The sequence below is a fragment of the Nocardia asiatica NBRC 100129 genome, assembly GCF_000308415.1.
In the GTDB taxonomy this organism is placed as follows: Bacteria; Actinomycetota; Actinomycetes; order Mycobacteriales; family Mycobacteriaceae; genus Nocardia; species Nocardia asiatica.
Genome location: NZ_BAFS01000289.1, coordinates 1 through 25,065, shown reverse-complemented (window position 1 = coordinate 25,065; position 25,065 = coordinate 1). Strand labels below are relative to the sequence as shown.

General features: G+C 65.6%; 28 protein-coding genes and 1 pseudogene. 13 read left to right on the top strand and 16 right to left on the bottom strand.

The window, feature by feature from the left end; translation table 11 throughout:
• The 4 genes and pseudogenes from ON27_RS44940 to ON27_RS28355 form a co-directional block, all read left to right on the top strand.
• Positions 1 to 139: pseudogene (locus tag ON27_RS44940) on the top strand (peptide ABC transporter ATP-binding protein); the annotation flags it as partial.
• A 99-nt stretch (positions 140 to 238) separates the two neighbouring features.
• Positions 239 to 535 carry a hypothetical protein gene (locus ON27_RS28365; RefSeq protein ID WP_043734284.1) on the top strand — a complete coding sequence of 99 codons (297 nt, stop codon included), beginning with the start codon at positions 239 to 241 and terminating at the stop codon, positions 533 to 535.
• Positions 536 to 568: 33 nt separating this feature from the next.
• Positions 569 to 1,408: an alpha/beta fold hydrolase gene (locus tag ON27_RS28360; RefSeq protein WP_043734283.1), complete on the top strand. Its 840-nt coding sequence runs from the start codon at positions 569 to 571 to the stop codon at positions 1,406 to 1,408.
• 98 nt (positions 1,409 to 1,506) lie between these two features.
• A complete protein-coding gene (locus tag ON27_RS28355; protein ID WP_043734282.1) occupies positions 1,507 to 1,911 on the top strand; it encodes a nitroreductase family deazaflavin-dependent oxidoreductase in 405 nt (134 codons plus the stop codon).
• A gap of 72 nt (positions 1,912 to 1,983) precedes the next feature.
• Here the strand turns inward: ON27_RS28355 and ON27_RS28350 are convergent, their stop codons facing one another.
• The 5 genes from ON27_RS28350 to ON27_RS28330 all read right to left on the bottom strand — a co-directional run bounded on the left by ON27_RS28350 (position 1,984) and on the right by ON27_RS28330 (position 7,613).
• Positions 1,984 to 2,226, bottom strand: a complete 243-nt coding sequence (locus ON27_RS28350; protein WP_043734281.1) for a hypothetical protein — start codon at positions 2,224 to 2,226, stop codon at positions 1,984 to 1,986.
• A 219-nt stretch (positions 2,227 to 2,445) separates the two neighbouring features.
• Entirely contained in the window at positions 2,446 to 3,702 is a 1,257-nt protein-coding gene (locus tag ON27_RS28345) for a CHAT domain-containing protein (protein ID WP_043734280.1), read from the bottom strand.
• A complete protein-coding gene (locus tag ON27_RS28340; RefSeq protein ID WP_043734278.1) occupies positions 3,699 to 5,225 on the bottom strand; it encodes a tetratricopeptide repeat protein in 1,527 nt (508 codons plus the stop codon). Before ON27_RS28340 ends, ON27_RS28345 begins: the two co-directional genes overlap by 4 nt.
• A 1-nt stretch (position 5,226) precedes the next feature.
• Positions 5,227 to 6,264 carry a proline dehydrogenase family protein gene (locus tag ON27_RS28335; protein ID WP_043734277.1) on the bottom strand — a complete coding sequence of 346 codons (1,038 nt, stop codon included), beginning with the start codon at positions 6,262 to 6,264 and terminating at the stop codon, positions 5,227 to 5,229.
• Entirely contained in the window at positions 6,264 to 7,613 is a 1,350-nt protein-coding gene (locus ON27_RS28330) for a hypothetical protein (RefSeq protein ID WP_043734276.1), read from the bottom strand. Before ON27_RS28330 ends, ON27_RS28335 begins: the two co-directional genes overlap by 1 nt.
• 243 nt (positions 7,614 to 7,856) lie before the next feature.
• On the opposite strand from ON27_RS28330, the gene ON27_RS40100 reads away from it, so the two are divergent.
• On the top strand, positions 7,857 to 8,333 hold the full coding sequence (locus tag ON27_RS40100; RefSeq protein WP_051047065.1) for a hypothetical protein: 477 nt from the start codon (positions 7,857 to 7,859) through the stop codon (positions 8,331 to 8,333).
• Positions 8,334 to 8,428: 95 nt separating this feature from the next.
• Positions 8,429 to 8,707, top strand: a complete 279-nt coding sequence (locus ON27_RS28320) for a hypothetical protein (RefSeq protein ID WP_043734273.1) — start codon at positions 8,429 to 8,431, stop codon at positions 8,705 to 8,707.
• Positions 8,708 to 9,644: 937 nt separating this feature from the next.
• Here ON27_RS28320 and ON27_RS28315 read toward each other — a convergent pair.
• On the bottom strand, positions 9,645 to 10,067 hold the full coding sequence (locus ON27_RS28315; RefSeq protein ID WP_218003047.1) for a hypothetical protein: 423 nt from the start codon (positions 10,065 to 10,067) through the stop codon (positions 9,645 to 9,647).
• A 153-nt stretch (positions 10,068 to 10,220) separates the two neighbouring features.
• On the opposite strand from ON27_RS28315, the gene ON27_RS28310 reads away from it, so the two are divergent.
• Entirely contained in the window at positions 10,221 to 11,459 is a 1,239-nt protein-coding gene (locus ON27_RS28310; protein WP_083887849.1) for an MFS transporter, read from the top strand.
• A 202-nt stretch (positions 11,460 to 11,661) separates the two neighbouring features.
• Here ON27_RS28310 and ON27_RS28305 read toward each other — a convergent pair whose 3' ends face one another.
• The 3 genes from ON27_RS28305 to ON27_RS28295 form a co-directional block, all read right to left on the bottom strand.
• Positions 11,662 to 12,201: a hypothetical protein gene (locus ON27_RS28305; RefSeq protein WP_043734270.1), complete on the bottom strand. Its 540-nt coding sequence runs from the start codon at positions 12,199 to 12,201 to the stop codon at positions 11,662 to 11,664.
• Positions 12,202 to 12,298: 97 nt separating this feature from the next.
• Entirely contained in the window at positions 12,299 to 12,520 is a 222-nt protein-coding gene (locus tag ON27_RS28300) for a hypothetical protein (protein WP_043734269.1), read from the bottom strand.
• The gene (locus ON27_RS28295; RefSeq protein ID WP_245560239.1) at positions 12,517 to 12,933 is read right to left on the bottom strand and encodes a DNA-directed RNA polymerase subunit beta; all 417 of its coding nucleotides are present in this window, start codon (positions 12,931 to 12,933) and stop codon (positions 12,517 to 12,519) included. Before ON27_RS28295 ends, ON27_RS28300 begins: the two co-directional genes overlap by 4 nt.
• A 304-nt stretch (positions 12,934 to 13,237) precedes the next feature.
• Here ON27_RS28295 and ON27_RS28290 point away from each other — a divergent pair, with 304 nt between their 5' ends.
• The 6 genes from ON27_RS28290 (at position 13,238) to purN (ending at position 19,179) form a co-directional block, all read left to right on the top strand.
• On the top strand, positions 13,238 to 14,122 hold the full coding sequence (locus ON27_RS28290; protein WP_043734286.1) for a helix-turn-helix domain-containing protein: 885 nt from the start codon (positions 13,238 to 13,240) through the stop codon (positions 14,120 to 14,122).
• Positions 14,119 to 14,325 (top strand): DUF397 domain-containing protein, encoded by a 207-nt coding sequence (locus ON27_RS28285; RefSeq protein ID WP_043734265.1) that lies wholly within the window; start codon positions 14,119 to 14,121, stop codon positions 14,323 to 14,325. Before ON27_RS28290 ends, ON27_RS28285 begins: the two co-directional genes overlap by 4 nt.
• Before the next feature lie 335 nt (positions 14,326 to 14,660).
• Positions 14,661 to 15,188 (top strand): lipoprotein LpqH, encoded by a 528-nt coding sequence (locus ON27_RS28280; RefSeq protein ID WP_043734263.1) that lies wholly within the window; start codon positions 14,661 to 14,663, stop codon positions 15,186 to 15,188.
• A gap of 100 nt (positions 15,189 to 15,288) precedes the next feature.
• Entirely contained in the window at positions 15,289 to 16,089 is an 801-nt protein-coding gene (locus ON27_RS28275; protein ID WP_051047064.1) for a hypothetical protein, read from the top strand.
• A gap of 231 nt (positions 16,090 to 16,320) precedes the next feature.
• A complete protein-coding gene (locus ON27_RS28270; RefSeq protein WP_043734262.1) occupies positions 16,321 to 18,381 on the top strand; it encodes a PhoX family protein in 2,061 nt (686 codons plus the stop codon).
• A 171-nt stretch (positions 18,382 to 18,552) separates the two neighbouring features.
• Positions 18,553 to 19,179 carry a phosphoribosylglycinamide formyltransferase gene (gene purN, locus ON27_RS28265; protein WP_043734260.1) on the top strand — a complete coding sequence of 209 codons (627 nt, stop codon included), beginning with the start codon at positions 18,553 to 18,555 and terminating at the stop codon, positions 19,177 to 19,179.
• Positions 19,180 to 19,228: 49 nt separating this feature from the next.
• Here purN and ON27_RS28260 read toward each other — a convergent pair whose 3' ends face one another.
• From ON27_RS28260 to ON27_RS28230, 7 genes are all read right to left on the bottom strand, one after another.
• Positions 19,229 to 20,014 carry a TylF/MycF/NovP-related O-methyltransferase gene (locus ON27_RS28260; protein WP_043734258.1) on the bottom strand — a complete coding sequence of 262 codons (786 nt, stop codon included), beginning with the start codon at positions 20,012 to 20,014 and terminating at the stop codon, positions 19,229 to 19,231.
• Between the two features lie 17 nt (positions 20,015 to 20,031).
• Positions 20,032 to 20,886: a phytanoyl-CoA dioxygenase family protein gene (locus ON27_RS28255; RefSeq protein WP_043734256.1), complete on the bottom strand. Its 855-nt coding sequence runs from the start codon at positions 20,884 to 20,886 to the stop codon at positions 20,032 to 20,034.
• A gap of 41 nt (positions 20,887 to 20,927) precedes the next feature.
• On the bottom strand, positions 20,928 to 21,449 hold the full coding sequence (locus tag ON27_RS28250; RefSeq protein ID WP_051047063.1) for a thioredoxin family protein: 522 nt from the start codon (positions 21,447 to 21,449) through the stop codon (positions 20,928 to 20,930).
• A 48-nt stretch (positions 21,450 to 21,497) separates the two neighbouring features.
• Positions 21,498 to 22,517, bottom strand: a complete 1,020-nt coding sequence (locus ON27_RS28245) for an NAD-dependent epimerase/dehydratase family protein (protein WP_043734254.1) — start codon at positions 22,515 to 22,517, stop codon at positions 21,498 to 21,500.
• Between the two features lie 7 nt (positions 22,518 to 22,524).
• Positions 22,525 to 23,406 (bottom strand): dihydropteroate synthase, encoded by an 882-nt coding sequence (folP, locus tag ON27_RS28240; protein WP_043734253.1) that lies wholly within the window; start codon positions 23,404 to 23,406, stop codon positions 22,525 to 22,527.
• A gap of 340 nt (positions 23,407 to 23,746) precedes the next feature.
• Complete coding sequence (locus ON27_RS28235) at positions 23,747 to 24,511, bottom strand: ABC transporter permease (RefSeq protein WP_043734252.1); 765 nt, start codon at positions 24,509 to 24,511, stop codon at positions 23,747 to 23,749.
• A gap of 70 nt (positions 24,512 to 24,581) precedes the next feature.
• The coding region (locus ON27_RS28230; RefSeq protein ID WP_043734249.1) for a hypothetical protein at positions 24,582 to 25,065 on the bottom strand (484 nt) is incomplete at its 5' end.

Here is a 25,065-nt window from a genome sequence, read left to right as displayed (position 1 = left end):
GATGGGCTTCGCGCGCACGGTGTCCGACAGTGTGGTGTTCATGGACCAGGGGCAAGTGGTGGAGACCGGCACGCCCGATGCCTTGTTCGACGACGCGCAGACGCCGCGCCTGCGGAAGTTCCTCTCCGACGTGCTGTGAGCAGGGTCAGCACGCTCTGAGCAATCTTCATTGATGCGCATCTGCTAATGTATCGATCATCACGATTCCACCTATCCGATCGAGGAAGAGGGAAATCCGATGACCACAGCACACGCGCAGCACACCGGCCACGACCATGTGCACGGCCCGGACTGCGGGCACACGGCGTTCCAGCACGGCGATCACATCGACTACGCCCACGATGGTCATCTGCACCGCGAACACCAGGGCCACTACGACGAATGCGAGCGGTCCGGGCACACCGAATGCGCCGATCACCCGCATCAGCACGGTCCCAACTGCGGCCACGAGGCCGTCCAGCACGGGGACCATGTCGACTACTTGCACGACGGCCATCGCCACGCCGCCCACGACGGGCACTTCGACGAGCACTGAGGCGCGTCGGTACCGGGTTCTAGAGTCGGGCGGGTGATCGAAGAACTCGAGATTCGCACCGGGGCGGGAACCTTCGACGCCTTGGCCGCGGGCGCGCCCGGCGACCGAGAGGTGCTGTTACTGCACGGGTTCCCGGAGGGCGCGCGCGAGTGGGAGTTCCAGCTCGGCGTGCTGGGCGGCGGCGGATGCCACGCTGTGGCCCCCGACCAGCGCGGGTACTCGCCAGGGGTGCGGCCGGAGCGAGCCGCCGAGTACCGGCTCGGGGAGCTGGTCGGCGACGTGGCGGCGATCGCCGACGCGCTGGGCTGGGAGCGCTTCGACCTGATCGGGCACGACTGCGGGGCGCTGGTCGGGTGGGCGGTGGCCGCCGAGCTGCCGGAGCGGGTCCGCACGTTCAGCGCGGTGTCGCATCCGCATCCCGCCGCGCTCCAGCAGGCGATGGCCGAGGACGAGGACCAAGCGCAGCGCTCGCACCACCTGACCCGGCTGCGTGAGCCGCGTACCGCGGAGCGGACCCTGCTCGCCGACGACGGGGCCGCGTTGCGCCGGATCTTCGAGTGGAAGGTGCCGGAGGAACGCGTCGAGGACTACGTGCGCAGGCTGACCCGGCCCGGCGCGCTCACCGCTGCGCTGAACTGGTACCGCGCCATGTCTCTCGCGGGTCCGATCGGCCCGGTGGAGGTGCCCACCCTGTACGTGTGGGGCACCGAGGACGCGACGGTCGGGTCCACCGCGGCGCTGGCCACCCAGAAGCACGTATCCGGCCCGTACCGGTTCGAGATGCTCGAGGACGTTTCGCACTGGATTCCCGAGGAGGCGCCAGAAGCGCTGACCCGGCTGCTGATCCAGCATCTGCTCGCCCACCGCGGCTGAATGCGTCGGTGCCGCTGCCGATCCCGGCGTTTTCCGGACAGGGCGGGCGACCAGGGAGAAAGCTGAGGCCCGACCAGCACCGGCAAGGGAGGTGAACCGTGGACGTCAAGGAAGTCAATCGGCGAACCATCGCGCAATTCCGAGCGGGCGGCGAGATCGAAGGCATGCAGCGCGACCGCCTGATCTTGCTGACCACGACCGGACGCAGCACCGGCGCCCGGTACACCACCCCGTTGATGTTCCATCGCGACGGTGACCGCCTGCTGATCGTCGCGTCCAACGTCGGTGCGCCGAAACACCCCGACTGGTACTCGAACCTGCGGAAAGACCCACATGTCACCGTCGAGGTCGGCCGAGAGAGCTATCCGGCGCTGGCCACCCCGCTGATGGGCGATGACCGGGCTCGCACGTGGGCGATGTTGAAGACCACCTATCCGTTCTTCGCCGAGCACGAGTTGGGCACCTCGCGGGTCATCCCGGTGGTCGCGCTCCCGCGGATGTGACCCAGGCGCGCGGGATAGCGCGCGTCGGCGGGCCAGGTGCGGTTCGCGCCCGGTGGCGAAGTGCCGCTCAGCTCAGCTGTGGGCGTGCGTGTCGGTGGAGGATGTGGTCGCGTCGACTCGTCGTTCGGTGGCCAGGTCGAGCAGAGCGGTCAGGTTGTCCGGGTCGGCGGGGTCGATGATGCCCTCCGGTAGGGCCAGTTCGGTGAGCCGCTGCCCCCGGTGGAAGGCGGCGGGACGCAGCGGCGGTGCGTCATCGGGTTGTCCGAGGATGGTGGCGATGTTCCCGTCGTTGTCGTAGACGGCGTAGTAGCGCATTGATGGGCTCCTCAGAGGCCGGTCGAGGCGGTCATCCGACTGGTGTAGCGACTTCTCCTGCTCCGGAATCGTGATGGCTGACGGACGGAAAGCTTATCCATCCGTTCGATGCTCAGTGTCGGTTTGCGCAGTAGTAGCGTTACCCGTTTTCTGTCGGCTCGATCGGCATCGCCGCACGTAGACCGGTATATGGAGACCGCATGGCATGGTTTGCCAGGATCAGGCGCACACGGTTGCGAAGGCCGCCCAGAGCACCGGGGAATGCTCGATCCGGCCGGTGTCGCGCCAAGCCGTCAAGCGGTCGCGCTGCCATGCGGCGAGCGCGGTCACCGGATCGGACTGTTCGTGCGCCCCGTCGATGGCGCAGACGGCCTCTTGGAGCGGAAAGACTTGCGGCGGCGCGCCCGCGATGCGCTGGAAGGCGAAATCGGTGGGCAACGCCCACCTGCTTGCGGTGACCAGTTCCGCGCCGCTGGTGATCATCGCGGCGGTCAAGCCCAGCGCCTCGCTGAACCGCAGGTCGCCGCCGCTCTCGCAGGCGATCAGCGCCACCCGGCTCGGCATCGGCCACAGCCGCGCTCCGGCAACGGGTTCGGCGCCGATGGTATGCGTGCCGAGCAGCAGGTCTTTGGCCGAAAGCGGCCGGTGCGTGCGAGACGGCTCGGCGAAGCCGACGGCATCGGCCGTACAGGCCAGATGCAATTGGGCGTCCTCGCTGCGGCCGGATTCCGGTGCGGCCGCGGTGACATGCCCGACGTAGACCAAGCGGCCCGCGCCCGCGCGCAGGGTGGCGCCGAGCCAGGAGCGGTCCACATCGGTGCGCCGGAAAGCGTCCACCGGGTCCTGTACCGCCGGTCGCAATCGCTCTTGCGCGGCGTAGGTCGCGATCCGTTGCGCGAGCGGCGCTTCGGCGGTCATCCGGCCCAGCACCGAACCGAGCGTCGAATCGGCGCGGAAGCCGGGTATGCGCGGATCGAGCACCGCGACGACGGGTAAGTCGGCGGTCGTCGTCCACTCGCGCGCGATCCGTCCCGGCGCTTGCCCGACACTCGCCGCGGCGAGCAGGCTGACGTCGGCGATGTCGATGAGCCGGACGTCGCGATCCGGTGCGATCAGCTCCCACGGCACTTGGGCCAGACGCGGCGACGGTTGCAGCCGGATGTGCGGGCGCACGCCGCGCTGCCACAGCTCGTAGAGCTGGGTGGCCAAACCGTAGGGCAGCAGGGCACGGGAAAGCGCCTGCGCCACGGTGTATTCCCGCTCATAGTCGGCGAGCGCGCCGGTGGTGAGGGCGTGGACGAGACCACCGGATTCGGCGGGCCGCGGAAGCGCGTCGGCGAGCAGTCCCACCGCCCGCACGGCCGCGTCCTGCGGCAGCACGCCCGCGCCGCGAGGCGCGCTGTCGCCGACCCACCGCCACGACACGTAGACGTCCCCCGCGTCCGCCATGCGGACTATCACCGTCGGTCGCGTCATACCGTCAGCACCCGATCGTCGCGGATCACCCGGCCGTAGCGCTGCTCGGCGGCGACGATGAACGGCGCGAGCGCGATCCGGCCCTCCGCGGCCAACGCCAAGCGCGGCGGCGGCGCGACCGGCAGGCCCGCTCCGGCCGCGACCTCCGCCAAAGCGGCGCCCAGTTGCAGGGCAGCGCTGCCGGGATGATCGGTGAAATCCTCCGGTGCGTCCAGCAGATCGAGCGGAAGCCGAGCCGGAGTGTCGCGCTGTGCTCGATCGATGGCCAGCGTCGTACCGGCGCATTGTGTTTCGATCAGATCGGCGACGAGCACCCCGTTGCCGGACAGGTAGGCGAAGCGGAACGCCAGCCGCATGGCTGGGTCGGCGATCTGCCGATTCCACTGCTCGCGCTGGGTGCCGTTCGGCAGTGTGTAGCGCACCGCGTCGATGGCCAATGCGGCCGGAACGGCTATGCCGACCGCCTGCGCGAGCATCTCTCCGCTCGGCGACTCGGTCGCGGTGAGCACGCCCTCCAGTAACGTCGCATGCCAGAAATCGAGTTGGGCGCAGTGCGATCCGAGGCCGCGCTCGGCGTAGGTCGTGAAGGCCGCGGCGAGCAGCCGCTCGCCTTCGGCGACGCGGCCGGTCCGGAACGCCACGGTGGCCGAACGGATGCGCAGGTCGGCCGCGTCGAGTACGGCGCCGGAGGCCACGAAATACGCCAGGCTCCGGGCGTAGCAGTCCTCGGCGCTCGCCAGATCGCCGCGACCTTCAGCGAGGAACCCCATGGTCTTGAGGCCGACCCCGGCTCGATGCCCCAGACCGGCATGCTCGAAATACTCCTGACTCGACCGCAGCGGCTCCTGCGCCTCGTCGTAGCGTTCGATGCGAACGAGCATGATGGCGAGGTTCTGTTCGGTCTCGGCCACCGCGTTCCGATCACCCGCGGACTCGAACGCGGCCAGCGCCTGTCGCGCGAAATCGACGGCCAAGTCTCGGCGTCCGGTCTCGAAATAGGTGGCGGCGAGATTCATCAGCGGGTGACCGGCCAGCTGCGGCGCGAAACGCCTTGCCGCCGCGAGGGATTCGCTGGCCAGTTCGGCGGCGTAGGCCCAGTTCTGGCGGTGCAGCGCGACGGCGGTCAAGGAGAGCAGACAGGCCACGCGCAGCACGCCGAGGTCGGCGTCGGTGTTGTCGGCGAGCAAAGCGCGTGCCTGCTCCAGCGCCGCCTGGGCTTCGTCGAGCGCACCGAGATGCTGGAGCGCCTGGGACATGTTCACCAGCGCGTTCGGGCGCAATCGCGGTGCGTGCTCGGGCATCTCGGCCAGCGCCGAGCGGTAGAGCGCGAGCGAGGCGGCGTGATCGCCGAGTTCGTCGGCCATGCTCGCGGCGTTGATGATCGCGCCCAGCCGGACATCGCCGGTGGTGCGTTCGGCGGCATCCTCGAAGAGGCGCTTGGCCTCGGCCGGGTCTCCGCCGGTGTACGCGGCCGCCCCCGCGGCCAGCAGTTCGCGGCCGTCGTCCGGGGTGTCGTCGGCCATGTCAGAAGTCCGAATCCGAGGCCGCGGCGGCTATCTCCGCCAGCAGCGGGGCGTCGACGGACGTGTCGGCCGCGTCGACGGTGCGCCGCAGCCGTGCGGTGACCAGCTCGCGGATTCGCGCGCGGCGGGTCGCGGCGTCCGGCTCCTGCTCGTCCACGCCGACGCCCGGTACGTAGACGCGCACGGTGACGCCCGCTTCCGCGCCCGCGGGCGCGGTGGTCTCGGCTCGCCACAGGTCGCCGTCGCGGCTCAGCGGCACGTCGGCGGCGTCGGTCGCGGTGCCGATCGCGGCTCGGGGAAGCAGGTGGGCGGGCACGTCCGGGGCCGAGAGCGGCGCGGCGACCGCGCTCACCCGCACGATCGTCGTGCCGGCCTCGCGCACCACTTCCCAGGAGACGGCGCGTTCGGAGGCGTCGAGCAGACCGGGCGGGCAGCGATGCCAGTCCCAGCCCGCGGTGCCTCTGGTCAAGACGAGGGCGCCGGGCGCGACGATCGTGGCCGGTCCAGCGGCCAGCGCGTAGTCCTCCGCGCGCCCGAGCGCCTCGGCGGGCGTGCGCTCCTCGGCGACCGCGTCGGCCCCGTCGAGGATCAGATCGCATTCCTCGCTCAACGTGGCGATCTCGTCTTCCAGCAGGCTCTCGTCCAGCGGGGCGATGCCGTCCAAGGTCGACGCGGGCCACCAGCGCGCCGCCCAGCGGGCGTAGCCGAGCCGCCAGGCGCGTGCGGCGAGGTCCGGCAATGCGGGCTCGGACGGGAATTCGCCTTCTGTTCCAGACGCGCCCTCGGTTCCGGATGCGTCCAGGGCGAGCGACACCTCCGGGCCGTACACCGCCCAGATCCACTCCTGCGCGAGGGCGAGGTCGTCGAGCACCGCCGCCGGTGTCACCTGCCCGGCGAGCAGGCTCCAGGTCAAGTGCCCGCCCGCCACCTCGAGCGCCAGCACGTCCACCCCGGCCGTGTCGTCCACCACGGTCGGGGCGTCGTCCGGCGCGATGATCCACAGGTCGTCCCGGCGGCGGACGCGTACGGTCGTGCTCATCAGCCGGCCCTCGATTCCGCCGCGTCCGGCTCACCGGCGCGCACGCTGAGCGCCCGCTTGACCCGCGTGCGATGGTCCAGGATGACCGACCGTGCCACGCCGTCGAGCAGATCCCACAGCTCGTCCGGATCGTAGATCGCGAACGCCCGGACATCCCTGCCGTGCAGCCGAACCCACAAGCGGCGCAGGTACGGCCGCCACGGCGTGATCAACTCGGCGGCGATCGCGCCCAACGGACCCGTAGGCGGTTGCGCGCTGTCGGCGCACACCACCAGCCGTCGGGCCTGCAACACATAGGCTTCCCGCCGCCAGCGGCTGTTGACGACTTGGTGCGCCGTGGAAGACGTGGTCTCCACGTCCGTTCCGGCCGGACGCAGCCGCGATCCACGGCGATGATCGATGGGCGCCAAGCCGCTCGCCAAGGCGATCCCCGCCGTCGCGGCCACGCGCAACGACTCCTCCAGCAGCGCCCAGGGCGCGCAACTCCTGGCGATCTCGGCGTCGACCAGCTCGGGAATCGGCGGCAGCTCCGCGCGGTCGGTGGACGCTTGCAGCACGGTGAACACGCGCTCGTAGACGGTGCGATCGAACGGGAGCCCCAGGGTCGCTTTGGAGGCCGAGGAGCCGATCGCCGGACGCAGCGGCACCGGGTGCGCGGTCAAGCCGAGTTCCTGAGCCGAACGGCCGGAGGTGTCCTGCCACAGCCGGATTCCCGTGTGCGTACCGGCATGGGCGGCGACCAGCCGGTCCAGCACGGGCTGTCCGTCGGCGGCGTCCTCGCCCACGCGCGCCGCCGCGCACGCTTCCAGCAGGGCGTCCACCTCCGCCGCGTGGTCGCCGCCCTGCGGTCCGGTCGGCGGGCGCCGCCGCCATGCCAGCTCGAGCAACCCGGCCAGTTCGCGCTCCCGGGCGCGGTCGGTCAGGTATTCCTTCAGCGCCTGCGTGGTGCGTCCCGCGGTGTACTCGTGGATCTCCCGCAGCGCGTCCTCCGCGACCGCGCGCGCCCGTGCCGGGTCCGGCATCCCTGAGTTGGTCGCCAGTTCGAAGCAGCGCTGGAAGTACAGATCCTGCGGGTGCCCCTCGGTGATCCGCAGCGTCCGCCGCACCTGCTTGAGCACCGTGAACCAGGCCGCCGTCGCGCGGAGCGCATCGGCCGCGGCCTGGATGCGCGCCTCCAGCAGCACCGCCCCGTCGGCCGTCAGCACCGGCCCCGCACACGAGGGATGCTGCACGGGGCGGATCACCAGCGGATCGAGCAGGAGCTTCACCGTCCGGCGCAACGGACCCCCGTGCGGGCCGCTGAGCGGCTCGACACCGTCGAGCTTGCGCCACACCTCATCGAGCACCATGGCGCGCGGTCGTCGCATGCGTGCAGTGTATTTGCCGCGAGTTCTTCTCGGCGTGTTCGCGTCGGCTGTATTCCTCGGCGCGCAGGGAACCGGTCGCGCAAGGAGTCAGCGGCCTGCACGAGGGTGCATGCAATATGTCGTCGGCCCGGAGCCGTCCGTGTGGCGTCCACACACCACTGAATTCGCCGCCTAAGGTCTGACTCGGTCCGCCCAACGGGGTAGCTGAGTGAAGGGATTCGAAGAATGAAGTTCGAAAAAGTCACTGCTGCCGTTTTCATGGCCATCTCGGCTGTGGGTATCACCGCGGCGACCGCCCATGCAGAGCCGGTCCTGGCGGAGCAAGCGACTGCGGTCACCGAGAACGGTGCGGTGGGGCTGGAGCCCGGCGACGCAGCGGCGGTGACCGAAGCGCCGCAATGGCACGCCGTCGACGGGATCGCGCAGCACCTCGCCCCGAGCGCCCTGACCCCGGCCGAAGATATCGCGCAACCCGAAGGAATCAGCTCCTACGACCGGCTGAAAGAGCAGATCTACAAGAACCAACCCGGCGTCGTCGGCGGTGCCATCGTCGGCGGCCTCCTCGGGGCCTGTCTGCCCCTGATCTGGGGAGTCAGCATCCCCGCAGGTGTGCTGATCGGCGGAACCGTCGGCGGATACGTCTCGGGCGGACCGGAATTCCTCGACGCGGTACAGGCGTTCGTCGTCAACCAGGGCAGGTGAAATAGCGGCTGAGTAGCTATCTGGTTGTCCAGCTGTACTGCACACCCGCCGAGGCGGAAGCGACCCGATCGGCTCTGGCCGAGGAGATCGAGAAGTTGCCGGAGTTCACCGGCGCGCGGATCACTTTCGAGCAGAAGGCGGAGACCGACTACGAAATGCATCTGCACTGGGCCGCCCAGCACCCAGACCAGGATCCCGGAGGCCGGGCCTACCACCTGCTGCGGGTCGACACCGACAACGATGTCCCAGAACCGCTGCTGCGAGAAGCGGAGTCGAAGATCACCGACTGGATCGACTCGACCTACAACGACGACTCCCACGACATTGTCGAGCTGCAGTGGGGCAGTTACGCGGGAACCAAGCTGCCGAGCTGAGGCAATCTCCGACCGAAAGGATCGCTACCGCACGCCGGTGGCGGCCCTTTCTGGACAGACCCGAGCGGGCAGCCGGAAAAGGCCACAAAGAGGCACTCCGGTGCCTGAGACGCCGCCTTGCCGACGTCGTCTACCGCACCATGCTGCGAGATGCCGGTACCACTCTGCTCACGACGGCTTGGCACAGAAAGGAGCCGTTGTCTTCTCAGTCCCCCCGCGAATCTGGTCGGTGGCTCAAGTTCGGAAATCATGGAACCGATCGCTGTGCCCCTGCGTCTCATATTGCGAAGACCAGTTTCGGACCATCCGAACTGCCGGTGGCGATGATCTCGTCACCGACGTCAAGGGAGGAGACTGCTGTGCGCAACGGTTGCGTGACATGGAAGGGGACGGACAGCCGTTTGGGTGCCGTTCTGCCGGTGATTGCTGATGGCTCGACTGGACTATCCGGATGATGGGCACGCGGCAGCCGAGCATCGACGAGCTGCAGGACACTGGAGGGATTGCTGAGAGACCGCGGTATGTCGAGGTCTCCCTACCGAGCCTCGACACACTGACCGAGATAGGACCGGTCGAAGCTGCCGCATGACATTTCGGCGCGGCGATCGCACTGACTTCGCCTCGTTGCGCTACGCAATCGCGCTAAACCGGTCACAGAGAATCGTGCAGATGCCCAGGAATTGCTATCACGTTGATATGCGACAGAGACGATTGTCTGCATGAATATCTGAAGCTGGATGAAACACTGCTATTGTCGATCTTGACACTTGGCGCATTCGAGTTCGAATATTTATCGAGAATTAGAGGAAGAGCGGTGCTGCGGAGAACTCGTTGGAGCGGTGCGGGGACTTACGCTATCTGTCGAATAGACAAGCTTGCCCTCAACGGAGCACCCCAGATGGGGTGTCGTTGAGGGCAAGCCCAGACTGCAGGCCGGTTAGCAGACCTTGGCCCAATGGGTGACCTTCACATTGCTCGGCTCGACGCCGAACTTGCTGAACAGGCCACCGTGGTTGGCATCGAGATAGATGTCCTTCTTCTCCTGGAAGAAGTCCTCCTCATACCAGGCGACACCGAAGCGAACGGTGCCACCACCAGCATCGTTGTGCTCCAAAGTCACAACCTGCCAGTCGTAGGGGCTCGGATTCGGACCCTTCTTGGTCCGCTCCGCCAGGCGACGGTCCGACGCCTCCAGTTCGGCCAAGCAGACGGCCACCGCTTCATCTGTTGCCAGCGTCATCTCGATATGTGATTCGGCGATGGCCTCTCGACCGGCGCGCCGCTCCTCGGTCTCTCCTCCCAGAGACACGATCTGCCGAACAGTCGCGGCAGACGGTGTGGCAATAGACTGAGTTCCCATCATAATCCCTCCCTAGTGAATGCAGCTGCCTGACCCGAGGTGCTGCAATCATGGACATTACATCTTTTCTGACGACCACGCTAGAATTTTGAGAAACTCGGCTGCCGATGCAGGTGGCTATAAATTTGCTATAACGCGATGTAAGGGGGTTCTGTGCGGCTGACAGTCTTAGCGGCAGCGCTGGGAATTTCGGCGGCCGGTGGTTCGGTGGCACGGATAGCGTTGTTGTTGCTGTTGCAGGATCACTCGGCGTTGTGGGTGTCGGCGTTCCTGTTCGCGAGCCTGGTGCCAGGTGTGTTCCTGGCTCCGCTGCTCGCGCCTGCGGTGGATCGCATCGAGTCCCGTCGCTTGCTGACGACGACTTTGTTGGCTCAGGCGGTGGTGACGCTCGGGATGGCAGCCTCGGGTTCCCTGCCGGTCGGGGTGATTGTGGGGCTGGCGTTCACGGCCGGGTGCTTGTCGGCGCTTAACGCGCCGGCGATGATGCTGTTGGCCGAACAGGCTGACGAAGTCGCGACGTCCAACCCCGCGCGCGCCTACGCCACCCTGGACGCTGCGCGCATGACCGGCGTCCTTGCCGGTCCGGCCTTGGGCGGTGCGGCAGTCGGCTTGCTGGGGTTCTCGGTCACGATGATTCTCGACGCGGCCTCGAGTTGCGTGCTGGTGGCGTTGGTTGCTGTCCTGGGCCTGCGCCGCTTGCCGCCGGAAACCGGTACACAGCGCCCGACATGGTGGAAGCAAGTTGCCGAGGCCCCGGTCCTGCTCGCCTCGGACGCGGTAGTTCGTGCCGCGATGGCGTCGTTGGCGGTTGCCATCGTGTTCACCGCAATCTTCACTGTCGCGGAGGTGTTCTATGTCCGAGACACGCTCAGCGCTTCGCCGGTGATGTTCGGCGTGGTCACCACAGCGTTCGTCGTCGGCCGGCTGGTCACCTCCTCGTGGATCGCAGGCAGGGTCCCGCCGCATCGCCAGGCGCAGATGCTGGTCGTTGCGGGTTTGCTGATGGGAGCCGGTTTGGCCGGTGCCGGAGCGTCTCATTCTTTGGTAGGGGCGATGCTCGGTTTCGCGGCCGCGGGTGTGGCGAACTCGCTGCAAGTTTCCGCAATCAGCGTGCTGATCAGCACGCATGTACCCGCCGAGGTCAAAGGCCGCGCCTTCGCGGCGATGGGCTCGTTCAACAGCGGCGCCACCGTGCTCGGCACGCTGCTCGGCGCTCCCGTGGTAGCCGGAGCCGGGCCAGCCGGTGCGCTCGTCGTCGCAGGTGTGGGCACATTCGCAGCGACAGCGCTCGCAGCCCCGATCCTGCTGCGCCGCCACACGAAAACAGCGGACACACAGTCTAAAAGCGACACCACAGAGGTGCCGCAGTCATCGAACGCCGAAGCCGTTTGAATCGCAGCACCAGCTCCGGTTCTCCCGTCTCGCTGTTGTAGCGGCCGACCTACCGCCGTTGTCTACATGGGTGCCCGACAACTACCGCAAAGACGGGGTAGAACTTCTGCTTCCCACATAGTTCACGCTGCGCTCGCAGAGGCCGTGGTGCGGGGTGTACTCGACTCGATCTCCCGGCGATGCTTGTAAACCCGCTGCGCGTTCACGGTCCGTCGTACAGTCTCTCGTTCGGCAATCGCGGTAAACCGGTTGTGTCGCCGGGGACTACTTCGACGGAGTCGACGAACGGGCGCCGGTGGTGTTCTTGGAGGAACCAAAGCGCCGATATGAGGCAGGCGGCGAAGGTCAGTTGGTTACCGTCGATTACGACGGCCAGGCGCACGTCCGGTTGTTCCGGGTGCGGTGAGACCTGCTCTCGGGTGGGGGCGAGACCAGGTTGGTGGTTGCGCCGCACGGGAGATCTCGGGCGGGCCGCTTGCGTCGTCACTCGCTGGCGGAGGGTTTCGGGATTATCTGTGGCAGCGTCCGATCTCCGGATTTTGTAAAGCGCCGCTATGTAAGTGGCGCATGTCATGGGTGGGCAGTCTTGGTGATGGTGGTGGGCCGTGCGGGCGGCCTCGTAGCTTTGCATCGGCCAGTGCGGGTTGTTGTGGTCCAACCACGAGAGCGTCCGGGCGAGGACGTCGGTGTCGTAGCACGGACTGTTCGAGTCGGTCTCGGTGTCGGCCTCGTCGGCGACCATTGTTCGAACACCTCCCACGGAGCGGCGGCGCGGGGCCGCGACGGAAATTCGGAGTCATGGGTGTAGTGCCGCCACGCTTCGGGTGGAGCGGCAGCGGTCACGCCGGGACCGGCTCCGCGCGCACCCACGGATCGCGGCGAGGCTCGGTGAGATCGCACATGTGCTCGAGATCGGCGTCGGATGGCAGCGGTCGGCTCGCGGCCAACTCCAGATAGAGCTTTTCCGCACGGGTGATGCGGTACTCGAGGATCGCCGTGCTCACGAAAAAGCAGATCGCGAACCACAAGACAATCCCGAAGGCGATGAGCACAGGCGTCATCGCGCTACCGCCGACCAAGCGCGCACGGCGTCGATGACAGCGAGGCCGGACGGAACAAAGGCGTTGCGCGCCGGGACAACCCATTGCCGGATGGAGTCGTTCGGGCTCGGGGACGGGAGGGCGATGACGGCTCCCTCGCGCGCGATGCTCACGTCCTTGCGGAACATCTCGGCGAACAGCTTGACGTCGTCGGCTTCGATGTCGGGACGGATGAGGAAGGTCCAGCGGTCCGAACGCGGATGTCCCACAATGGGTCCGAGTGCGTCGCCCTTGCTCTGCATGTGCGCTTTCACCGCTCGGCCCAACCTGCTCGGCATCGTCACCGCCCACACCGACCCGGCGCGCATCACGATCCGGCCTAGTTCCGGCGGGTCGATCACGGCATTGAAGCCGCAGTTCCTGCGATAGAACATGCAGCGGGACCTCGGTGTGTCCCCGAACGCATCCTGTTGGTCCATCAAAGACCTCTGCTCACATCGAATGACGGTTAGGTGTGCGCCCAGCCCCGTGCCCTTGCCGATGTCCGAGTGCGGAGGACTCCCTCACCTCCTACCGGGCGCGCTGTCCAGAACACCATGAGCAGGCCAAAATGGCATTGCCATTCCCGATATTTCGGAGGACTCTTCTAAACATGCAGGATAACTGCCAAACTGGCGAGTCTGGATGTCCAAAATGGCAATGGCAATATGCCAGCCTGAACACGCCCGGGAGCATGGAATGGTAGGAAGCACGGCCCGAAAGGCGCTGCCGCGCCGCGCCTTGGGCCGGTACCTTCGCGAGCAACGCAACGGCCAAGGGCTCAAACTGGCGGATGTCGCCGAGCTCATGGAGTGGAGCATCAGCAAGCTGGGCCGCATCGAGCGCGGCGAAGAAGGCAAGTTACGCAAGGCCGATGTCCAGCAACTATGCGAGATTCTGGGCTTCAGCGCGGACCGAACCGCCGTCATGGTCGGACTCGCGCAGCAAGCCGATGTGAAGAACTGGTGGCATGCTTTTGGTGATCTGATCCCAGATGGCTTCGTGATGTACGTCGACATGGAGTTGTCCGCCCGTGAGATGACGATCTACCGCCCGGATCTGGTTCCAGGCTTGCTACAGACGGCCGCCTACGCCCGCGCGCTGGACCGGATCTATTTTCCGCACGATTCCGAAGACGAGCAAGAGCGGCGCATCCGTCTGCGGATCGAACGGCAATCGATCCTTACCAGGAAGACGAAGCCGACTCGCATCGACGTGGTGCTCCACGAATCGGTGCTGCACACGATTGTCGGCGATCCGGCGACCATGGCCGCGCTGCTGCGTCACCTAGCGGACATGAGTACTCGGCCCAACGTGAGCATCCGGGTCTTGCCGTACTCCGCTGGCATTCCGGTCGGCGCACCGATCGGCCCGTTCGTAATCCTCGACTTCGCGCCGGATGTGGAGGGCGTTACCGAACCGACCGTGGTCTACGTCGAGAACTTCACTGGAGACTTGTACATTGAGCGTGAAGAAGACGTGAACAGTTACCGTGAAGCGTCTGCAACTATCCAACGCGCTGCGTTGGACGCCGTGACTAGCCGGGACCTGCTCCGGCGGGTAGCAAGGGAGTTTTCGTCGTGACCGTTGATTTGTCCGGGGCGCGTTGGTTCAAGAGCAGCCGCAGCTCGGCAGGTAAGGAATGCGTAGAGGTGGCGTTTCTTGACGGCGGTCAGGTCGGCGTGCGTGACTCGAAGAACCCGACCGGCCCCGCGCTGGTGTTCACTCCCGGCGAGTGGGACGCGTTCACCGCTGGTGTGAACGACGGCGAGTTCAAGCGCCCGTAGCAGTAGCGAACCACTGCGGCCCGGCCCGCTGTCCTCGAAGGGACAGGGGCCGGGCCGTTTTCGTTGTGTCTGTCGAGTGAACGCAGAAGGCCGGTCCAAGCGGACCGGCCTTCTGCGTGTTGATCCGGCCTGCGGATAGGCGGGTGTCGTCGCGTTCGGTAAGGCGGTCGGTCCCGTTGTGCCGGATGCACTCGCAAGTCCTCTACCTGCGTGGATGCGGAAAACCTGGGATCGGTAGGGCGCGAATCGTTCCTACCTTTCTCTTATCGGCCCAACACGAAAGGGCCGGGAGACACCAACCAGGGGCGCCGCCCCACCGACGAGAAGGACACGCCATGAACACCACTTCGCTCCGCTTCGCCGCCGCCGCTTTCGCCGCCGCCGCCGCCGTCGCGGTGCTCACCGGATGCGGTGACAGCAAGGGCAGCTCCCCGGCCGCGCCCGCGCCCGCTTCGGCGCAGCCTGCCCCGGCGGGCAAGTCGATCGCCTCGGTCGACGGCAAGGCCTTCGACGCGAAGTTCACCACCACCTGCGCCAAGCAGGGCGGCACCCTGGCACTCGCGCTGACCGACACCGAGAACTCCGCCTACGGCAACCTCTCGGTGAGCGCGACCATCACCGATGCGAACACCGTGCAGGCGGTCGGGATCGCGGGCAGCAAGGGCGGCGACAACGGCCTGCCCTACGCGGTCGGCTTCGGCAACGGCATGCCGGGCGGCTCCGCCACGGTCGTCAAGGACGGCAACACCTACAAGGTCACCGGCGAGGGCGTGAGCGCCCCCGACCTGACCAACCCGCTGGCCGGGCCGAAGACGTCGAAGTTCGACATCACCTTCGCCTGCTCGTCCATCGTCGGCGCCTGATCGCCGCATGTCCCCCGATCCGCCCCCGTCATCCCGGTCGAACCTCCGGGATGACGGGGCGCGGCGAACCCCGAAAACTTCGCACCGAAAAGGAAACGTCATGAAGAACATTCGTCTGATCACCCTCGCCCTCGCCGCCGCGGCGATCGGCTACTACGTCTACCACGCGGTGACCTACGTCCCCACCAGCGAATGGGAGCCGTCCGGCATGGGCTGGCTCGGTTTCGAGATGGCGCTTCCGATTCTGGCGCTCACCCTGGTGCCCATGGTCTTCGCCTTTACCGGCGAAGGGATCATGAGCGCGTTGACCGGCCGCAACAGCGCGGAGTTCCGCACGGGGCTCACCGGCCTCGGCACGGTCCGCTCGGTGCGGCAGACCGGCGTCACCGTCAACGACCAGCCGCAGGTGCACATCGAGTTCAGCGTCGAAGGCGCGGACGGCAAGATCTTCCATTCCTCCGCGAAGATGATCGTGCCGTTCACCGAACTGGCCCTGCTGCGCGCCGGGGTGGTGCTTCCGGTGCGTTACCTGCCCGGCCGGACCGACAAGGTCGAGGTCGACCTCTCCGGTGACGCGAACGCCGCGCAGCACGCGATGAACGAGTCCCTCATCCGCAAGGGCATGACCACCCGGCACAAGCTCGACATCGCCGAGCGCGGCATCGCCACCCAGGCGGTGGTGCAATCGCTGTCGGTCACCGGCACGATTCGCGAGGGGCACTCCGAGGTGGAACTCGGCCTGGTGGTCACCCGGCCGGACGGCTCCTCCTTCACCACCCGGGTGACGAAGTTCCTCGCACCCGCCAGCGTCGGTCAAGTGCAGGTGGGCCGCGTGCTGCGGGCGCACTACCTGCCCGAGAACGAGAGCGAGGTCGTCATCGCCCTTCCGGTCAACGCCTGATGGGCGAGCCCGAGGAGATCCGCGCCGGGCCGATCGGAACCCAGGCAGCCGCCTGGAGAGACAAACGCCGCGTCGATTCGAGATCATCGAGTCGGCGCGGCATTCGTCGTTCCCAGGTCCGCGGCCCGGCAATTTGAGGGTTACCTAATTGGGCGGCTGTTCACTTTGTCGTCTATTCGGGATTGTCCGGATGGTTTACCGTGCGGCCGTCGGCCCAACCCAGGAGTCACCGTGAGTCTGCAGCCACTCGCCCTTTTCGTGCAGCACGACGGACAGTCGTCGCGCGCCGCCGTCACCTGTGAGTACAAGTGCGCGAACGCGTGCTTCCACGAAGCGCCGAACACTTCCGCGGGCGCCTACTTCGGTGACATCGTCAGCTCGCTGAACCGGCGCGGGCTGATCAAGGGCGGCGCGGCCGCCGTGCTCGCGGTCGGCGCTGGCAGCGCGCTCGCGGCCTGCGGTGACGACAGCGAACCGGCCGCCGCGGTGTCGCCCGCGGGCCCGCCCGGAACCGGCACCGACTTCACCGCCGTCGCGCCGAACAAAGAAGACGCCGTGGTGATCCCGGACGGCTACGAGCAGTCCGTCGTGATCCGCTGGGGCGATCCGCTGTTCCCGGACGCGCCCGCCTTCGACTTCGACAAGCAGACCGCCGCCGCACAGGCGAAGCAGTTCGGCTACAACAACGATTTCGCCGCCCTGCTGCCGATCGAGGGCCAGGCCAACAGCTACCTGCTCGTGGTCAATCACGAGTACACCACCAGCCCGCACATGTTCCGGGGCTACAACAAGGACGCGCCGACCGACGAGCAGCTCGCGGTCACCATGGCGGCCCACGGCTTGACCGTGGTCGAGGTCAAGGGCGAAGCCGGCTCGGGCAAGCTGGTCCCCGCCTTCGGCAAGTACAACCGCCGGATCACCGCGACCACCGAGTTCGAGCTCACCGGTCCCGCCGCGGGCAGCGACTTGGTGAAGACTTCGGCCGACCCCACCGGCACCAAGGTGCTGGGCACCATCGCCAATTGCGCCGGTGGCGTGACGCCCTGGGGCACCGTGCTGTCCGGCGAGGAGAACTTCAACGGTTACTTCGCCAACGGCGACAAGGTGACCGATCCCGCCGCCGCCGCGCGGATCAAACGCTACGGTTTCCCCACCGGCAAGACCGCCAACCAGTGGGAGCGCACGGACAAGCGTTTCGACCTGGCCCAGGAGCCCAACGAGGCCAACCGATTCGGTTACGTGGTCGAGATCGACCCGTGGGATCCGAACTCGACGCCGATCAAGCACTCCGCGATGGGGCGGCTCAAACACGAGGGCGCCAACATCTACGTCACGAAGAACGGTGACGTCGTCTCCTATACCGGTGACGACGAGAAGTTCGACTACATGTACAAGTTCGTGTCCTCGCGCAAGATCCAGCCGGGCACCGGCGCGGCCAGCATGCGGCACAACCTGACCATCCTGGACGCGGGCACCCTGTACGTCGCCAAGCTCACCGGCGATCATCCGGACAAGATCGACGGCTCCGGCGCGAAGCCGTCGGACCAGGGCTTCACCGGCACCGGCCAGTGGATTCCGCTGCTGGAGACCGGCGCGGACGGCAAGGGCAAGTCACTGGTCGAGGGCATGAGCGCGGAAGAGGTCGCGGTCTTCACCCGCCTGGCCGCCGACAAGGTGGGCGCCACCAAAATGGACCGCCCGGAGGACTTCGAGGCCAACCCCTACACCGGCAAGGTGTACGTGGCGCTGACCAACAACGACAACCGCGGCGCGGATGGCAAGCAGGGCCCGGACGAGGCGAACCCGCGCAAGCTCAACAAGAACGGCCAGGTCCTGGAGATCGACGACGACCACACCGGAACCACGTTCACCTGGTCGCTGCTGCTGGTCTGCGGTGATCCCGCGGCGGCCGACACCTACTACGCCGGCTACGACAAGGCCGAGGTGAGCCCGATCTCCTGCCCGGACAACCTGGCCTTCGATCCGTACGGCAATCTGTGGATCTCCACCGACGGCAACGCCCTGAAGTCGAACGACGGCTTGTTCGCGGTGGTGCTCGACGGCCCGAACCGGGGGCAGACCAAGCAGTTCCTCACCGTCCCGCGCGGCGCGGAGACCTGCGGCCCGGTGGTCACCGAGTCCCGCGTTCTGGTGTGCGTGCAGCACCCCGGCGAGTCCGACGACGCCACTCCGGAAAACCCGTTGTCGCACTGGCCCGACGGCGGTACGTCCCAGCCGCGCCCCTCAGTGGTGGCGGTCTGGAAGAAGGCCGGCGGCCGCATCGGGGCCTGAGACCACAGCCGCGGCACCCCACCGGCCCCCTGCAACCACGGCCGACCACCCTCCGCGGCTTTTCCCACGGGTGGAGCCGCTACTCGACTGGGCGGGTAGCGGCTCCGCTCTCTTCCCCGGAGACGACTCCCACGATCCGGCGCAGGTGTACGCGTGTGGAAGACTACGGGCATGTCAGATCTCCGGGTCGGCGTCATAGCCTCACATAACGGGTCGAATCTCCGTGCCTTGCATCGAGCTTCGCTCGCCGAGGACGCCCGATTCGAGATCGTGCTGGTCATCAGTAACAACAGCGGCTCCGGCGCACTCGCGTTCGCGCGTGAGCAAGCCATTCCCGCATTGCACATGTCGGGGCGGACCCATGCCGATCCCGACGACTTGGACGAGGCGATGCGAATCGCTCTCCGTGATCACGCCGTGGACTGGGTTGTGACGGCCGGGTACATGAAGAAGGTCGGTCCGCGGACGCGGAAGGAATACTCCGGTCGGATCGTCAATATCCATCCGGCCTTGCTGCCCCGACATGGTGGACAGGGAATGTACGGACAAGCAGTGCACAGGGCTGTCCTCGAGTCCGGGGACCGTGTCAGTGGCCCGTCGGTCCATCTCGTCACAGAGGGCTACGACACCGGCGAAGTCATCGCACAGACCGAAGTCCCCGTGCAGCCGGACGACACCGTCGAGTCGCTCGCCGCGCGTGTGCTTGCCGCCGAGCACACGTTGCTTCCGTTGGTGATGTGCCAGTTGGCCACCGGTCAACGGCTCTACCTCAATATCAAGCCCGATTACAGCAGCTGAACGTCACCGTTGACCCGCTGCTGTCTCGAACGGCACACGCCTGCGCAAGTCACGAAGTACGAACCGTGAACCGGCCTGCAACGGGTAGGCGTTCGGTGCGGTTCCGGTCGAGTGAAGCGACCTTCCTGATGAAGGCGCCCTCGTTGTAGGCGACGCCACGTCCGTCGCTCAGCACACTCTCGATTCGATACGGATAGCCACGACTACCCAGGAACTCGTGTACCGCGAGTGCCGACCCGTCGTAGAAATAATAATCATCGATGATGATCACGCCGCCGGGAGAAACCTGGTCGAACAATTGCTCGAGGCAGCATTTAGTCGACTCGAACCAGTCGCAGTCGATGCGTAGGAGGGCTATCGGACCGACCTGATCTCGACATTCCGGCAACGTCTTCTCGAACCAGCCCTTGACTAGTTCGGTCGACTCCCCGAATCCGAGGTCGGCCGCTGACCGCAGGACCGAATCGTAGTCTGCCCGACAATTGTCCAGGTACCACTCGGCATCGGTGTTCAGCGCGTAGTCGTGTGCGCGTTCCCCGTCGAGTTCGGTGGGGTCGGGAAGGCCTTCGAAAGAGTCGAACATCCAGACGGTCCGCTGCGACTCGTCGGCCCGGCGCAGCGCCTCGGCCATAACGAACGACGCGCCTCCTCGCCAGACCCCTGCCTCCACGAAGGCACCAGGCACGTTGCGCCGGATCGTGTCCTCACAGAGCGTGATCAACGAGCGCAACGGCCCGGATCTCAGCATCGTGTAGTCGGAAATCTCTCGAATGAATTCGGACCATGCTCCGTAGGCGGCAAAATCTTCCGCCGAGTGCGTGAGGTAGTTGACCACCGTTCGTCCCTCCCTGATCAAGAATATACGGGTTCCCGGAGCCCCGCTTGCAGATGGAACAGCACATTGGCGCGGCGCTCACGGTTCGGTATCGGGAAATTCAACGGAATCATGCGTGCCTGTCGAGTGCTGGTTCCGCGAACGATGCGCTGGTCGAATTCGGCCGGAGCGATCTTCTTCGCGATAGGGAAGGAATCCGCTGCCGCGTAGTCGAGGAAGTATACCCGGCGATCCGAATCGGAATGGTTGGGCGCTGACCCGTGCAGAATCCTGAAATGGTGCAGACTCATGCCTCCGGCGGGTACTTCGACAGGCACGGCATGGTCGAGATCGAACCCGGGTGTGTGCTCCTGCACCGCGCCGATCATCACACCGTCCTGATGGTGATCCAGGATCGGACCGCGATGTGACCCCGGAATCACCTGAAGGCAGCCGTTCCGGATGCTCGAGTCGGTCAAGGCGAGACCGCACACGACCAGGTCGTCGTTCGTATAAGGGAGAATCCCGAAGTCCTGATGCCATTGCACGGGACTGCCGCCGCCCGCCGGTTTGATGTTGATGAACGACAGTTCGTGGCGGATATTCGGGCCGACGACCGATTCGACTATATCGAGCACTGCCTCGGATCTACTGACCTCTTCGAACGGCGGGGCGAGTGCCAACGGGTCCCGGATTCCACGGACTCGGGGCCGAGCCTTGGAGTGCCCCGGTTCCAGATCGTACATGTCGTCGTTGCTCTCGACGTGTATCGAACGCTCGACGGCATGGTCGATCAGGGCGTTCAGCTCCGCCACTTGGGCTTCACTGAGCACGTTGTCGACAACGAGATATCCGTTCGTCTGGTAGCTTTCGATTTGGGTAGCGCTCAGCATCTCGACTCTCCTTCTCCTCGGATTTGATTTCGGTGGATCGGCTACGCATCGTTCTCGCGCCATTTGATGCTGCACCCCAGCGATGGAATCTGGTTCACTGGGGCGGATTCGCCGACCAGCATCTTCGACACCGCGTTGCGAATGTCTTCTCCGGTGACCACAAGGCCATTGCGTGGTCTGCTGTCGTCCATCTGTCCGCGATAGAAGAGGCGGTGTTTCTGGTCGAACAGGAAGAAGTCGGGGGTACACACGGCGCCGAACGTCCGCGCGACATCCTGACCGGCATCCACCAGATAGGGAAACTCATACCCGTACAGCAGGGCAGCTTCTCGCATGCCTTCCGAATCGTCCTCGGGATATCGCGTGGCATCGTTGCTGTTTATCCCCACCGTAGCAACACCACTGAATCTCAGCTCTGTTGCCAGCCTGGCCAGTCCCTCGCCGATATGCTTCACATACGGGCAGTGGTTGCACAGGAAAACCACGAGAAGGCCGTTGACGCCGAATACTTCGTCACTTTTCCAATCGTGCCCTGTGAAGTCGGGCAGCCGGAACTTCGGCATAGACCAACCTATGTCTGCGGGAGTCGAATGTGTTTTCACCACGATCTGTCAGTTCCTTCGTTGAGATGGTTGTCCAGGCAAGCAATCCGCCGGTTTTCCAGCCGCTACGGCCTCTGTTTGTCCGGCGGCCGACATCGACAGCGCCATACCGGCGCTGAAGGGGCGCGGGGACCAGCCGAGGACACGCTGTGCCTTGTCGTGTGGGATGACGGCATGCCGCAGTTCGACCTCCAGTTTTCGGCGAAGGTTGGGGCGCCCGCGAATGTCTCGCAATGCCGATCGGGCCCGAGTGGCAATCACGGATCTACGGCGAGGAACGCCGCGCCGTGCGAGCCGATGGTGAGCGGTGGCCCAATCCCACCACGTCAACCCTTCGTCATGAACGATGTTGAACGCCTGTCCCGCGGCGCGATCACATGTCCCGGCCGCCACGACGGCCGACGCCACATCCGACTCGAAAACCGGAAAGATCCTGCCGCCGTGACCCAACACGTGAATGCTGCCTTCGCGAGCTTTTCGCACATAGCGCTGTGTCCAGTAGGGCGAGTTCGGGCCGTAGACCATGCCGGGCCGTAGAATGCAGAAGTTCTCCAGGCCTGCGGGACGGAACGTCTGGATAACCTCCTGCTCACCCGCGAACTTGGACTCGGAATACGCGTGTCCGTTGCGGATATGCTCTTGGTCTTCGGTCAGGGTTCTGCCGTCGAACAACCCATACGCTTCGATCGTGCTGATCAGAACGAATCTGCCGACCTCTTCCTGTAGTGCGGCTCGGCTCAAGTCACGCGTCACCCGAGCATTCATCTCGAAGAACTCGGCCCGCGGTCCGGAGCCGAGGCGCGCCGCCGAGTGCACCACCAGCGAGGCACCCGCGACCGCTTGCCTGCACAAGGATGCGTCGAGGAGGTCGCCGCACAGAACATCGAAACCCGCTGCTGCCAGGTGCTCCGCTTGGCGGCGCTGTCGCACGATGCAGCGTATGGCAGCTGCACCGTATTCGCGGGCGAAGGTCTGCGCCACAATTCCGCCGAGGTAGCCGCCGGCGCCGGTGACAACGACGAGGCCCATGGGGTGCTTACTGTTCTCGAGCAGTGATGACGCGGGACATGATGCCGTTCCACACATCGAGCATTTGCGCGTAAGGCCGGACTTCGTGGACCCGCATGTATCGGCAGCCGGCCAGTACCGACCACAGCGATCCCACGATGCTTCCGCCGAGACGGTCCCCGGGCGGCACCGGGCTGATAGCTTCGACGAACTGCTTGCGGGAGCAGGCGCTCATTTGCTCGACCCCCAGTTCGCTGAACTCTCGCAGCCGTGCCAGCAACTGGTAGTCGTGTGCCGGGCGCTTGCCGGCACCCAAGCCCACGTCGATGACGATGTTTTCTCGGCTGACACCGCCGGAGGCCAACGTCTCGATACGCTCGACGAAGAATTGCTTGATCTCTTCGACGACATCATCGAAGTGAGGCCGATTCAGCTTTCGCCCCGCATGGCCCCCCGGTCCCTCGAGATGCATCAGGAAGACCTGCGCGTTGTGCGCGGCGGCGACGCTGATCATCCTTTCGTCGTAAGTCATCGACGTGACGTCATTGATGGCCGTCGCACCGGCCTTCAGCGCCGCCTCCGCGATCGTGGATCGAAACGTATCGATCGTCACGGTGACTTGCGGGAACTCTCCGACAATCGCCTCGACGACCGGTAGAGAACGATCCATCTCCTGTTGTTCGCTGATGCGGCGTGCGGAGGAGCCGCCCGACAGGCCGCCTACCTCGACGTAGTGTGCGCCTTCTTGAATGTGTTTGCGCGCCGCGGCCACAGCTGCTTCCACGTCGGGCGCGACCGACGGAGCGAAGTAGCTGTCCGGCGAAGTGTTGATGACGCCGACTATCTTGATGTCGTGGGCGAACAGGATCGGCCAGTCCGTGTAGTACCGACTCAAATCAAGCGCGTTCATGGTCAGCTGTTCTTCCTTTTCGCGAATGTGCGTGGCTTCGCGATCGCATTACGAAAGTTCGATGGGAGGTCGGCTCACCGGTTTGCGTCGTGAACTGGCCGAGTATCTGGCATGAAAAAGTGACAAAAAGAAAGTGAGGTATTCGCCCGAAGCTCGGGTGATGTGACTGCTGACCGCAGTTCTGGATACTCGTGTGGTCCGCATGCATATTCGGCATGTTCGCGACTGTAGTGAACCGCTGAATCGTCCGGCTGTGCCGGACGTGTTAGTCTACAACTCGAACATATACCCCCCTTTGTGTACAGGGTTCAGTTTCGCACATTTCTGATGCTGTTGCCACCTATGTAGACAACCGGCGTTGTGCCAGAAACGATTCGATCGGTCCCAAGAAAGCTTTCAAAGTGTTACGACCCGTGGGCTTTTCTTCTCGTAGAGTGCGATCTCTGCGGTAGACGATCAGCAGAGCGATAACCATCCACAAGATGCCGACCGCTATTTCCTGCAGTGCTTCTCGCGCCCACGGTCCGCCCTCGACCGCGCTTCGGATCGCGGAAAGCCCGTGCGTGTACGGGATGAAGTCGGCTATCGCGGCGATCCAACTCAGGCCGGGGCCCAGCGGTGTGACTACGGCAGATCCGAGCAGAACCAGATAGATGGCGAGGTTCCCGAGTAGAACCTCCTTCTGCGAGCCGACAGCGAACGCCGCCAGGGCGAGGCCGAACAGCGTCGAGGTCACAGAGACCACAAGATAGAGCGGTAGCACCGCGAGTAGTTCCACGGTCCGGTCGAGAAGTCCGAGTAGCGGTCCGTCGACGCACAGAGTCAGCACCGAAGCGGCCATGCCGTAGATCGCGTACGGCAGCGCGCGGCACAGGTAGACCAAGCCTGGCGGCAACGCCCCGGCCTGTAGCCGGTGGTAGGCGCCAGACCACTGGTCGGTGAGCGTCACGTCGCAGGCGCCGAGAATTGTGATCGATGATGCGGCGAACGCAACCACCCCACTCAACGCGAATTCCGCTCCCGCTTCGCCCGCCAAAAGCCTGCCCAGCAGCACATAAAATACGCCCATGAGCAAGATGCGTGGAGCGGTGGTCGCCAGTTCCACCCTGGCGGGTTGATCCGCCCGATAAAGCAGGAATCCGGTTCGGATGGTCTCGGCATACCGCCATGCGAGCTCATTCAAGGTCTAGCGTTCCCTTCACTCTTGCTCGCCGCACTATGCGAGAGAACAACAGCCGCCCGACGGCATAGTAACCGGCCGTGATCAGAACAAGGGAGATCACCGCCGCGATAGGCGGGCTGTTCCCGTCCGCAATAGGTGTCAGAACCTGATAGGCCCACGACAAGCTGATCAGTTTGGCCGCCAACGCAAGCGGGGCTGGCAGGAGGTGAGCCGGAATCAGCATCCCGCCCAGTATCATGATCGGATAGTTCAGGGCTGCAGTCACCTGTACGCCATGCCGCGTCAGCGTGAACATCGTGCACAAGGCAAATCCCGCCGCGATGCCGGATGCCGCGACGAGCACGGCGCTGGCCGCCAGCAACGGGATCGAACCAGCCGGGATACCGATGTGGCTTGTCAGAGCGAGGGCGCCGCCGGTCAGGCACAGCGCGGTGACATTGAAAACGCTCGCGCCCAGACATTTGCCGATGATGACC